The sequence below is a fragment of the Rahnella sp. CG8 genome (assembly GCF_023701875.1).
Taxonomy (GTDB): Bacteria; Pseudomonadota; Gammaproteobacteria; order Enterobacterales; family Enterobacteriaceae; genus Rahnella; species Rahnella aceris.
In genome coordinates this window covers 234,331-248,426 of sequence record NZ_JABAED010000005.1, presented here as the reverse complement: position 1 = coordinate 248,426, position 14,096 = coordinate 234,331, and the positions used below count along the sequence as shown (strand labels likewise).

The following is a 14,096-nucleotide window of genomic DNA, read 5'->3' as shown; positions in this document are numbered from 1 at the left end:
ATCGGGCTGCCGTGGGCATCAGCGGGAGCCATCCCGGGTCATCTGAAGCATTTTTACAGCAACGCAGCGATGCTAAAGCTGCCCTCGAGGCGTGAGCGTGAATATGCGAGGGAAGTGAGAGAAAAAAGGTCAAAATATCCCTTAAAAAACAATGCCGGTCACCTTAAGTGACCGGCATTAGGCGCTTCGGCGCCTCTTAGATTTTCAGTTTGCTACATTCCTGATTATTTCAGTCGCATATCATTCTCAATTGAACGCACACCGGCTACGCCGCGAGTCACTTCAACTGCACGGTTTGCATCTGCTGTTGACGTCACAAAACCACTCAACTGTACGCGGCCTTTAAAGGTCTCGACACTGATCTCAGTGGATTTAATGCTCTTATCTGCCAGCAGGGCAGATTTTACTTTTGTGGTGACGACGGTGTCATCGATGTAACCACCGGTTCCTTCTGATTTTTTGGTCGGCGCACAAGCGGCAACAGCCAGGACCACAACCGCTGCCATGCAGAATGCGGACAATGTTTTGAATAGCTTCATAAAATAACTCTCCATGATTTGTTATAAAACCAAAAGAAACAACATGTTAGCTGAGCAGATGATATCTCTCTCATACAGTATCATTGATCTGCAGAGTAATTTTAGTTTGGATTATTGAAATGGGTAATACAAATTAAGCGGGGTAAAAAAAAGTAAGAAATTAAAAGAAACAGAACCTTAGTCACTGTATGACTGAGGTTCTGTCTGAGAGAGGGTTAAGCGCGGGTCGCGGCCTTCATTTCACTGACAAAGCGGGAAAGCTGAGCCAGCATTTCAGAAGGCTGATGCTGATTGTTTTCGATGATACGCACCGTCGCTGAACCGGAAATAGCACCGGCTGCGCCTGCGGCCAGCGTTTCTTTCACCTGTGACGGTTCGGAAATACCAAAGCCCTGCAAGGGTGGCGCGGCATTGTATTCACGTAACTTATCAACCAAGTGATTCAGCGGCGTCAGCGCGCGTTTTTCAGTGCCTGTCACGCCTGCACGTGACAGCAAGTAAGTGTATCCGCGGCCATGAGACGAAATCTCACGCAGCAAATCGTCAGAGGCATTTGGCGGACAGATGAAGATAGGAGCGATGCCGTGGCGTAACGCGGCCGCACGGAATGGCGCAGATTCTTCAAACGGCACATCGGCAACCAGCACCGAATCGACGCCCACTTCAGCGCAACGCTGATAGAAGGTTTCAATACCATTGTGGAACACCAGGTTGGCATACATCAGCAGGCCAATCGGAATATCCGGATGCTTTTCGCGAATACGGGCCAGCATGTTGAAGCATTGCGTTGGCGTCACACCCGCAGCAAAAGCACGCAGATTTGCATTCTGAATGGTCGGGCCATCGGCCAGAGGATCGGAGAACGGTACACCCAGTTCCAGTGCGTCGGCACCGGCTTCGATCAGCGTATCGATGATTGACAGTGACAGCTCAACGCCCGGATCGCCCAGCGTGACGAAAGGAACAAATGCGCCTTCTTTTTTGCTTTCCAGACGCTTGAATAATTGCTGATAACGTTCCATTAAATCTCTCCCCGGGCAGTCAGGATGTCGTGTACGGTGAAAATGTCTTTGTCGCCGCGACCTGACAAATTCACGACCAGGATTTGTTCTTTCTCTGGTGTTTCCTTGATCAGTTTCAGCGCGTAAGCCAGCGCATGAGAGGATTCCAGTGCAGGAATAATCCCTTCATGGCGGGACAATTCTTTAAAGGCATCCAGCGCTTCATCATCGGTAATCGACACATATTCTGCACGGCCAATGCTGTTGAGAAAAGCGTGTTGCGGGCCGACGGACGGGAAATCCAGACCGGCTGAAATCGAGTAGGATTCTTCAATCTGACCCTCAGACGTCTGCATCATCGGTGCTTTCATGCCGAAGTAAATGCCGACGTGACCGTGTTTGAGCGGCGCGCCGTGTTGTCCGGTTTCAATGCCCAGACCACCCGGTTCAACGCCAATCAGCTTCACGCTGGTGTCGTCGATGAAATCCGCAAACATACCGATCGCATTGGAGCCGCCGCCGACGCAGGCAATCACCGCATCCGGCAGGCAGCCTTCGCGTTCCTGCATCTGCGCTTTGGTTTCTTCGCCGATCATACGCTGGAATTCACGCACGATGGTCGGATACGGATGCGGGCCTGCTGCCGTGCCCAGCATGTAGTGGGCTTTTTCATAGCTGCCGGACCAGTCACGCAGCGCCTCATTACAGGCATCTTTCAGCGTGGAAGAACCGCTATGTACCGGAATCACTTCAGCCCCCATCAGACGCATACGGAACACGTTTGGCGACTGACGCTCAATGTCTTTTGCGCCCATATAAATGCGGCATTTCAGGCCGAGCAGCGCACAGGCCAGTGCCGATGCCACGCCGTGCTGACCCGCGCCGGTTTCGGCGATGATTTCAGTTTTGCCCATGCGTTTGGCCAGTAATGCCTGACCCAACACCTGGTTAGTTTTGTGCGCGCCGCCGTGCAGCAAATCTTCACGCTTAAGGTACAGCTTGGTTTTGGTGCCTGCGGTCAGGTTTTTACACAACGTCAGGGCGGTCGGGCGGCCTGCGTAGTTTTTCAGTAAATCAATGAATTCGGCCTGAAACTCAGGGTCGCGCTGTGCGCTGACAAAAGCTTCTTCCAGCTGAGCCAGCGCAGGCATCAGAATTTGCGGGACATACTGGCCGCCAAATTCGCCAAAGTAGGGATTAAGTAAAGTCATGTTATCGCGTCCTGTCTGTCAATTTTTGCGTCATTGCGTGCGGCTTAATACGCCCGCAATGTCTGGAATACGGCATTAATTTTCCCGGCATCCTTGATGCCCGGCTCGCTTTCAACACCTGAGTTGAAATCCAGGCCTGCGCAACCGAGTTGTGCGGCTTCGACGCAGTTATCTGCGCTCAGTCCACCGGCGAGTAAGGTGTTGCTCAAATCCTGACCGGCCAGTTTGCTCCAGTCGAACCGGTGACCCGTGCCCCCTTTGCCGTTGTCCAGGACGTAACGATCCACGTGATTCAGGTCGCGCGCTGGCAATGTTTCTTTGACGCTCAGCGCTTTCCAGATCTGAACCGTTTGCGGCAAGGCTGTGCGCAGGGCATCGATATAAACCTGATCTTCGTCGCCATGAAGCTGCACGGCGGCCAGGTTTAATGTCTGAGCCGTCTGGGCCACTGTGGTGATTTCTTCATCGCGGAACACGCCGACATACTTCAGCGGTGCGCCGTTCTGCACTTCTTTCGCCTGCGTCTGTGTCACGAAACGCGGTGAGGCTTCAACAAAAATCAGCCCGCCATAAATAGCACCAGCTTCGTGCGCGGCTTTGGCATCCTGAGCGCGGGTCAGGCCACAGACCTTGTTTTCACCGAGCAGCACGCGACGAACGGCACTGCTCAGGTCTTGTTCCGACATCAGCGCACTGCCGATCAGGAAGCCATTGGCGAAGCGGCTCAGTTCACGGATTTGTCCGTAAGTATTAATACCTGATTCACTGATGACCGTGACGCCATGCGGTACGCGCGGTGCCAGCTCACGGGTGCGGTTCAGGTCGATAGACAAATCGCGCAAATCGCGGTTATTGATACCGACGACTTTGGCTTTCAGTTTAACGGCGCGATCCAGTTCTTCTTCATTACTGGCCTCCGTCAGCACCCCCATGTTAAGGCTGTGAGCAACCGCGGCGAGCTGAACGTACTGATCGTCATCGAGCACTGACAGCATCAGCAAAATCGCATCAGCCTGATAGAAACGGGCCAGATGGATCTGATACGGGTCGATAATAAAATCTTTGCACAGCACAGGCTGCGTGACGGTTTTGCTCACCAGCGGCAGAAAATCAAAACTGCCCTGGAAGTATTTTTCGTCCGTTAATACGGAGATGGCGGAAGCATGGTCTTTATAAACGCTGGCGATTTCTACCGGATCAAAGTTATCGCGGATCTTGCCTTTCGACGGAGACGCTTGTTTGCACTCCAGAATAAAGGCGGTTCTTGCCCCTTGCAGGGCATGGTAGAAACTGCGCTGGCTCTGAGTTATGTCGTTCTGAAAGCTGGCCAGCGGTTGCTGATCTTTACGTGCCGCGACCCAAATTTCTTTATCGCGAACAATTTTGTGGAGCACGGTTTCCTGCTGCATCACTTATCCTCTTGCTGCCAATGCCACCACGCGCTGGTAGGGTTCACCGCTGCGCATGACGGCCAAAGCCTGTTGTGCATTTTGCTTTAAATCTTCCTGACCGAACAGACGCAGTAACATCGCCACATTAACGGCCACCGCGGCTTCATGGGCCGGATCTCCTTTACCTTGTAATAAGCGTGCCAGAATGTCACGGTTTTCTTCCGGCTCGCCACCCAGCAGGGATTCTATCGGATAATTATCCATACCGAAGTCCTGTGGCGTCAGTTCGTAAGTGGTTATTTGACCGTCTTTCAGCTCCGCAACCTGCGTTGCCGCGTGGATCGCCACTTCATCCATGCCGCCGCCGTGAACCACCGCAGCACGCTCATAACCCAGTGCCCGCAATGTTTCTGCAATCGGCTGCACCAGTTCGGGGCTGTACACGCCAATCAGTGCCAGCGGAGGACGTGCCGGGTTGATCAGCGGCCCGAGCACGTTAAACAGCGTGCGGGTTTTCAGCGATTTACGCACCGGCATCGCATGGCGGAAACCGGTGTGGTATTGCGGCGCGAACAGGAAACACACACCCAGATCATCCAGCGCGGCCCGGGATTCTTCCGCAGGCATATCCAGACGGATGCCAAAAGCAGCCAGTAAATCCGATGAGCCCGAACGGCTGGACACGCTGCGGTTGCCGTGTTTTGCCACCCGTGCCCCACACGCTGCCGCTACAAAGGCGCTGGCGGTGGAAATATTGATGCTGTTGGTGCCGTCGCCGCCGGTGCCGACAATGTCCGCAAACGGATAGTCAGGACGCGGGAACGGCTCGGCGTGTGCCAGCAATGCTTTGGCGGCGCCGGCGATTTCAGCCGGTTGCTCACCGCGCACTTTCATGCTGATTAATGCACCGGCCAGTTGCGCCGGTTCCAGTTCGCCATTCACGATGGCGGTAAATAGCTGCTGGCTTTCTTCCTGCGTCATTGTCTGAGCGCGGAACAGATTGTCGAGAATGCCGGGAATAGTTTGCGTTTGCATGACAGTTCTCCTTACGCCAAAGCCCAGGCCAGTGTCTGCTCAAGCAGACGGGCGCCCTGTGAAGTTAAAATGGATTCCGGATGGAACTGGAAACCGCAGACGCGATCTTCTTCGTGACGTACTGCCATCACCATATCGCCGTAGCGGGCGTTGACGGTCAGTCCCTCAGGGATCTGGCTGCCGACCAGCGAGTGATAACGCGCCACCGGCAGTGGATTGTTCATACCGGCGAACATCGCTTCGTTGTCATGCGTAATAGAAGAGGCTTTGCCGTGCAGGATTTCACCGGCCTGGCCGACGAAACCGCCGTAGGTTTCCACAATTGCCTGATGACCGAGACAGATACCGATAATCGGCAACTGACCGCGCAGACGTTTGAGCAGCTCAGGCATGCAACCGGCTTCGGACGGCGTACCCGGTCCCGGAGAAAGCACCAGCACCGGTTTTTCCAGTTGGCTGAGTTTTTCGATAATCACGTCAGCCGGGATCTGATTGCGATAAATCACCACGTTATGTCCGCTCGAGCGCAACTGATCGACGAGGTTGTATGTAAAGGAATCGACGTTATCGATGAGTAAGATATCGGCCATCTTAAAATACCTCTTTCGCATTATGGGCGGTGGCGATGGCACGCAGCACTGCACGGGCTTTATTACGGGTTTCGTCGGCTTCGGCTTGCGGAACGGAATCGAGCACCACACCGCCCCCAGCCTGTACGGTGGCGATGCCGTCTTCGACATAGGCGGAGCGGATCACGATGCAGGTATCTAAATCACCGTGAGCGGTGAAGTAACCCACTGCGCCGCCGTAGCTTCCGCGACGGGTTTGCTCGGAGGCAGAAATCAGCTGCATGGCGCGCACTTTCGGTGCGCCGGTCAGTGTGCCCATGTTCATCACGGCCTGATAAGCGTGCAGTACGTCGAGGTCATGACGCAGCGTGCCAACCACGCGGGACACCAGATGCATCACGAAGGAATAGCGGTCAACTTTGGTCAGGTCGGCGACGTAACGGCTGCCCGGTTCGCAGATCCGTGCCAGATCGTTACGCGCCAAATCCACCAGCATCAGATGTTCGGCCAGCTCTTTATGGTCAGTCCGCATTTCCAGTTCGATGCGGCTGTCGAGATCCAAATCCAGTGAACCGTCAGCGCGGCGACCACGAGGGCGTGTACCGGCAATCGGATAGATTTCAATCTGACGGTTTGTCGCGTCGTATTTCAGCGCACTTTCCGGCGACGCGCCGAACAACGTGAAATCGTTATCCTGCATGAAGAACATATACGGGCTCGGGTTGTTGTTTTTCAGCGTTTCATAAGCGGCCAGCGGAGCAGGGCACGGCAGTGAGAAACGACGTGAAGGCACCACCTGGAAAATTTCACCGGCGCGGATCGCCACTTTCATCTTCTCTACCACGGCACCAAACTCTTCATCGCTCTGATTTACGCTCAGTTGCATTTCCGGCACGCTCTGGTGCGGAATGGCGTGCGGCGGTAGCTGTAACTGGTGCTGCAGTTGTTCAAGGCGGGCTTGCAGACGCTGTTTCTCTTCCGGCGACGGCGTAAACAGGCTGGCCTGCAAACGACATGAACGGTTCTGATGGTCGAGTACCAGCAGAGTTTCTGCCAGATAGAAGCAGAAATCCGGGCAACGCTGGTCAGACTCTAATGCCGGTAAATCTTCAAAACCGGCGACCAGATCGTAGGCAAACAGACCGCCGAGGAACATCGCTTCGCGCTCATCGGCAGGCGCTTCAACTGAGGTCAGGATGCTGCGTAACGCATCAAACACGGAGCGCGAACGCAGGCGGGCGTCTTCATCCTGCATCTGGTCGATGGACGGGAAACTCAGCTCGCGGCCATTCGGACGCACGTCGTTACGCATTTCAGCCGGTAACGCGGCGTCAATCAGTGAGAGTAATGACGCGCCGTTTGGCGTGAGTGCCTGAATCGAAACCCGGGAACCCAGCGCCGTGATGCGCAGGGCGCTGTCGACAATCAACAGGCTCTTCAGGTTTTCTTTGCTGGTCACTTCGGAGGACTCCAGCAGCAGGGTCGCCGGACGGGCGCCGCACAACTGATGGAAAATGGCCGTCGGGTCGCCGCGGTAACATCCTTCTGCGGTCAGCAATTCTAAACGTGGTTTCTGAATAGTCATTTTGCTTCCTGAAATTTTCTCAACGTTTGTATTAAACGGATTTCAAATTAGACGGCCACAAAAAAGCCCGCATTATGCGGGCTTCGGAAATCTTGCAGCGTCTGATGACAGCTATGCGTGATTACTCCGCCCGACAAGGGGAAGTACGCCACCAGCTGAGAACCGCCATCATGTAAGTTTTCATCATCAGACACTCTTGTTTGTTTATGAAGCTATCGTTTTTAAAACGTAAGCTTTCTGAATCGGTTTGTCACGGTGTTCATTACTGAGTTATTCCGTGAACTTGCGTACTAGTAAACTAGTTCAGAGATGTAAAGTCAACCCTCTTTTAGCGCAATTTCCCCCTTTGGTGCGGCGACGTTGTGCAAACAGTGTTGTTATAGCACTGTAACAGTGCGTAACGGCCGGGTGAAATCATCCCTAACGTGCAACGCACTAACGCGTTATGATATGTGCTGCATTCAGAAACAGGTTAATTCCCCACGTGACGATGACTTTACCAACAAACACTTCGCCTTCAGCAGACGACCAGATAACCCGCAACGCATTTACCCTTTACGATCTCCACAGCCATACCACGGCATCTGACGGCTATTTAACACCGGAAGCGCTGGTGGCGCGTGCAGTAGAAATGCGTGTCGGCGTACTGGCGATCACCGATCACGACAGCACGGAAGGGCTGGCGCGGGCAGCGCGGGCGATTGCTGACAATCAGCTGCCACTGCAACTGGTAAACGGTGTCGAGATTTCTACGCTGTGGGAAAATCATGAGATCCATATTGTCGGGCTGGGTATCGACCCGGGGCATCCGGCGATGGTGGAATTACTGAAAGTGCAGGCCGATTTGCGTCAGCAGCGTGCGCAGGAAATGGGCCGTCGTCTGGCGAAAGCGCGCATCGAAGGCGCGTGGGAAGGTGCGTTACGTCTGGCCGATGGCGGAGCCGTCACCCGTGCACATTTTGCCCGTTATCTGGTGGAATTCGGCGCGGCTGACAACATTGCGCAGGTATTCAAAAAATACCTCGCCAAGGGCAAGACCGGCTACGTTCCGCCACAGTGGTGTACAATAGAACAAGCGATTGATGCAATTCATCAGTCTGGCGGACAGGCGGTTGTCGCCCATCCGGGACGTTATGAACTGTCCACAAAATGGCTGAAACGCTTACTGGCGTTCTTTGCTGAACAGGGTGGCGACGCGATGGAAGTCGCGCAATGTCAGCAGGCACCCAATGAGCGTGCACAACTGGCGGCTTACGCCCGTGATTATCAGTTGCTCGCCTCACAGGGATCTGATTTCCATCAGCCTTGTTCGTGGATTGAGCTGGGGCGCAAACTTTGGCTTCCCGCAGGCGTAGAACCGGTATGGCAACACTGGCCGGTCGCCGGGAAACAGCCTGAAATTGAACCGGTCTGAAGCCCGACCGCAGAAGAAGAATTAAGAGGGAAAAATGAGTCAATATTTTTATATTCATCCGGAAAACCCGCAACCCCGCCTGATTAATCAGGCCGTAGAATTGCTGCGCAAAGGCCAGGTTATCGTGTATCCGACAGATTCCGGTTATGCACTGGGTTGCCGTCTGGAAGAGAAAAACGCCATGGAGCGTATTTGCCGGATTCGTCAGCTGGACAGCAACCATAACTTCACCCTGGTGTGCCGTGATTTGTCTGAGCTGTCGACTTACGCCTATGTGGATAACGCGGCTTTCCGCCTGATGAAAAACAACACGCCGGGCAATTACACGTTCATCCTGAAAGCGACCAAAGAAGTGCCGCGCCGTCTGATGAGCGAGAAACGTAAAACGATCGGCCTGCGCGTGCCGTCCAATCCGATTGCGATTGCCTTGCTGGAGGCGTTGGGCGAGCCGCTGATGTCGACCACGCTGATGCTGCCGGGCAATGACTTTGCAGAATCCGATCCGGAAGATATCAAAGATCATTTGGGCAAGGTGGTGGATCTGGTGATTGACGGCGGGTCTATTGGTCAGCAGCCTACCACGGTGGTTGATCTGACAGAGGCTGCGCCCGAAGTGGTGCGTGAAGGCGCGGGCGATCCGACACCGTTCCTCTGAGGCTTGTTTGAAAAATAACCGGACTGCAACGTTTTTTGCAGGATACAAATTGCATATAAATGTGTATAATGGCAGGCTGACTTTTTTCTAAGTCATTGTAATGATACGCAATAACTGAATTTTTGCGGGCAGATGACAAATCAGGTCATGCTGCCGGCTCCCCCCGACGCCTGTGAAGGCGACAAATGAGGCTGCTCAATGAGCGAGAAGTATAATTCCCAGAAGCACACCAGCGACAAATCCAAAGCATCACGTCCATCTGGTGACAAGCCAAAAAGTGGCAGGAATTCCGGCGCAGCAAAAAGCCGTCCGGAACCGTCGCGGGCTGAAAAGCGCGGCGAAAAGCCACGTACTGACAAACCACGCAGCGACAAACCGCGCAGCGACAAGCCACGTTCAGACAAACCACGTTCTGACGCAGGCCGCAGCGATTCGCGTTCTGAATCCCGTATCGACAATTCACGTATAGAAAAAGCACGCAGCGGCAAACCGGGTCGTCCGGAACATGCACGCGGTGAAAAGCCACGTACGTTGAAACCTCGCGGAACCAAACCTAAAGCTGAAGCACTGTTTGATGAAAACGGTGACGAAGAAGAAGTGAAATACCAGAAGCCGAAGAACGCACTGGACAGCACCGAAGGTCAAAGCGAAAAACTGCAAAAAGTCCTCGCCCGCGCAGGTCATGGTTCACGTCGTGAAGTTGAAGCGATGATCCAGGCTGGCCGCGTCAGCGTTGACGGTAAAATTTCTACGCTGGGCGACCGCGTGGAAGTCACCGGCGGTACCAAAATTCGTCTTGATGGACACGTTCTGTCAGTGATGGAATCTCAGGACACCGTTTGCCGCGTACTGGCGTACTACAAGCCTGAAGGCGAGTTGTGTACACGCAATGATCCGGAAGGCCGTCCGACCGTCTTTGACCGTCTGCCAAAAATGCGCGGTTCCCGCTGGATCGCCGTAGGTCGTCTGGACGTTAACACGTCAGGCCTGCTGTTATTCACCACCGACGGTGAACTGGCTAATCGCCTGATGCACCCGAGTCGTGAAGTTGAGCGTGAATATGCCGTACGTGTTTTCGGTCAGGTTGATGATGAAAAAATCAAACAACTGAGCCGTGGCGTGCAGCTGGAAGACGGTCCTGCGGCGTTCCGCTCGATCAAATTCCAGGGCGGTGAAGGTTTGAACCAGTGGTACAACGTGACCCTGACAGAAGGACGTAACCGCGAGGTTCGTCGTCTGTGGGAAGCTGTTGGCGTACAGGTAAGCCGTCTGATCCGCGTGCGTTACGGTGATCTGAATCTGCCTAAAGGCCTGCCTCGCGGTGGCTATAAAGAGCTGGATCTGCCAGACATCAACTATCTGCGCACACTGGTCGACATGACGGAAGAAACTGTCAGCAAACTGCCGGTTGAGCGTGATCGTCGTCGCGTAAAAGCCAACCAGATCCGTCGTGCTGTGAAGCGCCATACTCAGGTTGCACCGACGCGCCGCACTACCGGCCCGGCAAAACGGGGTTAATCGCTGACAAGCGAGGCACTTGCGTCTATGCTCATAAACCGCAGTCAGTGACTGCGGTTTTTTTTTGCTCAAAATTCAGGGCATAACATTATTCTGCATCCACCCTGTTCATGAATACTCTTCAGTAATACAACGCAAGGAGCTGATTATGATGCTAATCACCGGAGGTGCCCGCAGTGGTAAAAGCCATTTTGCTGAGCAGATAGCAGAGAAACGTGGCGGCGAGGTGCTGTATATCGCCACCTCGGTCGTTACTGATGCCGAAATGGCGGATCGCATCCGTTATCACCAGCAACAACGTCCTGCTCACTGGCATACGTTTGAAAGCTATCGTGATCTGGGGGATGTCGTACTCGCGCATCAGGCGCAGTTTCCGACCATTATTATCGAGTGCATCACGACGTTGATTACCAATCTTCTGTTTGATCTGGCCGGTGAAACACCGCCGGAACACATGGATTTTGACGCAATAGAACAGCATATTTTTGCGCAAACCACGAAACTGATGGAAGCTGCGCAACATCCTGAATCTGAAGTGATTATTGTCACTAATGAAGTGGGGATGGGCATTGTGCCGGATAACCTGCTGGCGCGGCGTTTTCGTGATATTGCGGGGCGGGTGAATCAGCAACTGGCTGCCGCGGCGGATGATGTGTACCTGATCGTATCCGGCATTCCGGTACCGGTGAAAACATCGGAATAAAACGACTCAGAACAGGGTGTTTATTATGGCTTTATGGCGGCTGTTTCTCGCGACATTGCAGTTTCTCACCCGCATCCCGGTCAGGGATCGCTGGTGCGATGGCATTGAACTGAAAGAGTATGCACGCGGCATTGTCTGTTTTCCGCTGGTCGGGCTGGTTATCGGTTTACTGACCGCGCTGGTGTGGCAGATTTTAATGCCGCATATCGGTGTGCTTCCGGCGGCGATTGCCGTTGTCATTGCACATATTATGCTGACCGGCGGTTTACATCTCGACGGGCTGGCCGACAGTTGCGACGGTTTATTTTCGGTGCGCAGCCGGGAGCGTATTCTCGAGATTATGCGCGACAGCCGGATCGGCACCAACGGCGCGCTGGCGCTGATTGTGGCTGTTCTGTTACGAACCGCACTGGTTTATCAGATGAACGCCGACGGATTGCCGGTGCTGGCGTTTCTTATCGTCACGCCGGTTGTCGGGCGGAGCATGATGGCGGTGATGATGTACCGTCAGGCTTATGCCCGCGAGTCAGGAATGGGCAATTTGTTTATTGGTAAGATCAGCGAAGGGCGCTTTGGTATCACATTACTGTTGATGGCAACGCTGGTGCTGCTCATCGGCGGGTTATTCTCCCTGTTTGCATTACTGGTGACGTTGCTGTTTGTTCTCGGTTTCCGGCGTTTTGTCGCCACGCGCATTGGCGGCCAGACCGGCGATACGCTGGGCGCGGCATGCGAATTGAGTGAACTGGTCTTTCTGTTTTTCCTGTTATGGCACTGAGACAAGGGACAAAATTATGAAACTGTATCTGATACGGCACGGACAAACTCAGGCTAACGTTAACGGCGTTTTTTGCGGCAGCAGCGACATTGCGCTGACCGCCGAGGGTGAGCGACAGGCGCAGCATGTGGCGCGTCAGCTGGCTTCTACTTCGCTTGATGCACTGATTCACACGGATATGCGCCGCAGCCGCGATACGGCGGGCATTATTGCTTACGGGCGCGAACTGGCAATGGAAACTCAGCCGCTGTTGCAGGAAATGGGGTTTGGTGAGTGGGAAATGCGTCATCACAAAGAACTCGAAGCCTCGCATGCAGAAGGCTATCAGGCCTGGTGTCAGGACTGGCAAAAGGCCGACGTACCGCAAGGTGAGTCATTTACAGATTTCACTCAGCGTATCCGGCAGGCGTTGCAGCAGTTGCATTTGCGTCCGCAGGAAAGCAGGCTGGCAATAGTCGCGCATCAGGGTTCACTCAGCCTGCTGCTGGCGATGATGCTGAAACTGGCACCGGCTGACATGTGGCGTTTTCCGTTTAAGCAAGGCTGCCTGTGTGAAATTGATCTCAGCCCCGGCGCTTGTGTCATTCAGCGTTTTAATGACAGCGGTATTTAACTTTTAAACTGGTAAGGACAACCCGATGGCTTCTCTGGCCAATATTATCCGTCAGATTGCTGAACCCGATGCACAGGCCGCACAAACGGCTGCTGCGCGGCTCGACAGTCTGGTAAAACCTTTAGGCAGTCTTGGCCGCCTGGAACAACTGGCGATTCAGCTGTCATCCATCCGGGGTGATCAGCCTTTGCATTTTCCGAGCAAAGAAGTGCTGGTGATGGCGGCCGATCATGGCGTGTGGCAGGAAGGCGTCACACCCTCCCCGCAGGAGGTAACGGCGATTCAGGCGGTGAACATCGTGCAGGGCAAAGCCGGGGTTTCTGTGCTGGCTCGGGTGGCCGGGGCGCAGGTGACGCTGATTGACTGCGGAATCATTGGGCCGGATATTCCCGGCACGCTGAATCACAAAGTTGCGCAGGGAACCGGCAATATTGCCACCGGCCCGGCGATGACGCGCGAACAGGCGGAATCTTTACTGATCTGGTGTGCGGAACGGGTGATCGCGAAAGCGGAAAACGGTTTATCCCTGCTGGCTGTCGGTGAGCTCGGGATGGCAAACACCACGCCGGCGGCGGCGATGGTGGCGGTGCTGACCGGCGCTGCGCCAGCGCAAACCGTCGGGCTGGGTGCGAATCTTCCGCCGGACAGACTGGCGCATAAAATCAGCGTGGTCGAAAAAGCCATTGCGGTAAATCAGCCGGATCCGTCAGATGCACTGGATGTGATGGCGAAAGTCGGGGGATTCGAACTGGTAGCCATGGCGGGTGCGATGATTGGCGCGGCGGCGGCGGGAATTCCGCTGGTGCTGGATGGCTTCCTTTCTTACGCGTCGGCGCTGGCGGCGTGTCAGTTAGCACCTGCGCTGAAACCCTATCTTATCCCTTCGCATATTTCAGCAGAGCAGGGCGCAACGCTGGCGCTTGAAGCGCTGGGCCTGCAACCGTATTTCGATCTGAATTTACGACTGGGCGAGGGCAGCGGCGCGGCGCTGGCGTTACCGCTGATTGATGCTGCCTGTGCTGTCCATAACGAAATGGCGACGCTGGCGGAGTGTCAGATAGCGCTTTAAAAGTAAAAGCAGGGC

12 protein-coding genes, 2 pseudogenes and 1 other annotated feature are annotated in these 14,096 nt (G+C 54.4%); of the genes and pseudogenes, 8 read left to right on the top strand and 6 right to left on the bottom strand.

What is annotated here, in order from left to right:
• Positions 1-171, top strand: a pseudogene (locus HGO41_RS07345) (IS4 family transposase); the annotation flags it as partial.
• A gap of 53 nt (positions 172-224) precedes the next feature.
• On the opposite strand, the gene HGO41_RS07340 reads toward HGO41_RS07345, so the two are convergent.
• The 6 genes and pseudogenes from HGO41_RS07340 to HGO41_RS07315 all read right to left on the bottom strand — a co-directional run bounded on the left by HGO41_RS07340 (position 225) and on the right by HGO41_RS07315 (position 7,331).
• A complete protein-coding gene (locus tag HGO41_RS07340) occupies positions 225-539 on the bottom strand; it encodes a BON domain-containing protein (protein WP_013575930.1) in 315 nt (104 codons plus the stop codon).
• A gap of 215 nt (positions 540-754) precedes the next feature.
• Entirely contained in the window at positions 755-1,561 is an 807-nt protein-coding gene (gene trpA, locus HGO41_RS07335) for a tryptophan synthase subunit alpha (RefSeq protein ID WP_013575929.1), read from the bottom strand.
• Complete coding sequence (gene trpB / locus HGO41_RS07330; RefSeq protein ID WP_013575928.1) at positions 1,561-2,751, bottom strand: tryptophan synthase subunit beta; 1,191 nt, start codon at positions 2,749-2,751, stop codon at positions 1,561-1,563. The genes trpA and trpB overlap by 1 nt, the downstream gene beginning before the upstream one ends.
• Before the next feature lie 44 nt (positions 2,752-2,795).
• Positions 2,796-4,160: a bifunctional indole-3-glycerol-phosphate synthase TrpC/phosphoribosylanthranilate isomerase TrpF gene (gene trpCF, locus HGO41_RS07325; protein ID WP_119261743.1), complete on the bottom strand. Its 1,365-nt coding sequence runs from the start codon at positions 4,158-4,160 to the stop codon at positions 2,796-2,798.
• Between the two features lie 3 nt (positions 4,161-4,163).
• Positions 4,164-5,767: pseudogene (gene trpD / locus HGO41_RS07320) on the bottom strand (bifunctional anthranilate synthase glutamate amidotransferase component TrpG/anthranilate phosphoribosyltransferase TrpD).
• Position 5,768: 1 nt separating this feature from the next.
• Positions 5,769-7,331: an anthranilate synthase component 1 gene (locus HGO41_RS07315; RefSeq protein WP_112197966.1), complete on the bottom strand. Its 1,563-nt coding sequence runs from the start codon at positions 7,329-7,331 to the stop codon at positions 5,769-5,771.
• Positions 7,332-7,388: 57 nt separating this feature from the next.
• Positions 7,389-7,491 (bottom strand) — a sequence feature (Trp leader region).
• Positions 7,492-7,821: 330 nt separating this feature from the next.
• Here HGO41_RS07315 and rnm point away from each other — a divergent pair.
• The 7 genes from rnm (at position 7,822) to cobT (ending at position 14,081) form a co-directional block, all read left to right on the top strand.
• Entirely contained in the window at positions 7,822-8,745 is a 924-nt protein-coding gene (rnm, locus tag HGO41_RS07310; RefSeq protein WP_013575923.1) for an RNase RNM, read from the top strand.
• A 34-nt stretch (positions 8,746-8,779) separates the two neighbouring features.
• The gene (locus tag HGO41_RS07305; protein WP_013575922.1) at positions 8,780-9,400 is read left to right on the top strand and encodes an L-threonylcarbamoyladenylate synthase; all 621 of its coding nucleotides are present in this window, start codon (positions 8,780-8,782) and stop codon (positions 9,398-9,400) included.
• Between the two features lie 597 nt (positions 9,401-9,997).
• Entirely contained in the window at positions 9,998-10,918 is a 921-nt protein-coding gene (gene rluB / locus HGO41_RS07300; RefSeq protein ID WP_223509797.1) for a 23S rRNA pseudouridine(2605) synthase RluB, read from the top strand.
• A gap of 148 nt (positions 10,919-11,066) precedes the next feature.
• Entirely contained in the window at positions 11,067-11,621 is a 555-nt protein-coding gene (gene cobU / locus HGO41_RS07295; protein ID WP_013575920.1) for a bifunctional adenosylcobinamide kinase/adenosylcobinamide-phosphate guanylyltransferase, read from the top strand.
• Positions 11,622-11,646: 25 nt separating this feature from the next.
• Complete coding sequence (cobS, locus tag HGO41_RS07290) at positions 11,647-12,399, top strand: adenosylcobinamide-GDP ribazoletransferase (RefSeq protein WP_037034472.1); 753 nt, start codon at positions 11,647-11,649, stop codon at positions 12,397-12,399.
• Between the two features lie 16 nt (positions 12,400-12,415).
• Positions 12,416-13,012 carry an alpha-ribazole phosphatase gene (gene cobC / locus HGO41_RS07285; RefSeq protein WP_250980904.1) on the top strand — a complete coding sequence of 199 codons (597 nt, stop codon included), beginning with the start codon at positions 12,416-12,418 and terminating at the stop codon, positions 13,010-13,012.
• Between the two features lie 25 nt (positions 13,013-13,037).
• Positions 13,038-14,081: a nicotinate-nucleotide--dimethylbenzimidazole phosphoribosyltransferase gene (gene cobT, locus HGO41_RS07280; RefSeq protein WP_037034471.1), complete on the top strand. Its 1,044-nt coding sequence runs from the start codon at positions 13,038-13,040 to the stop codon at positions 14,079-14,081.
• Positions 14,082-14,096: the final 15 nt, after the last annotated feature.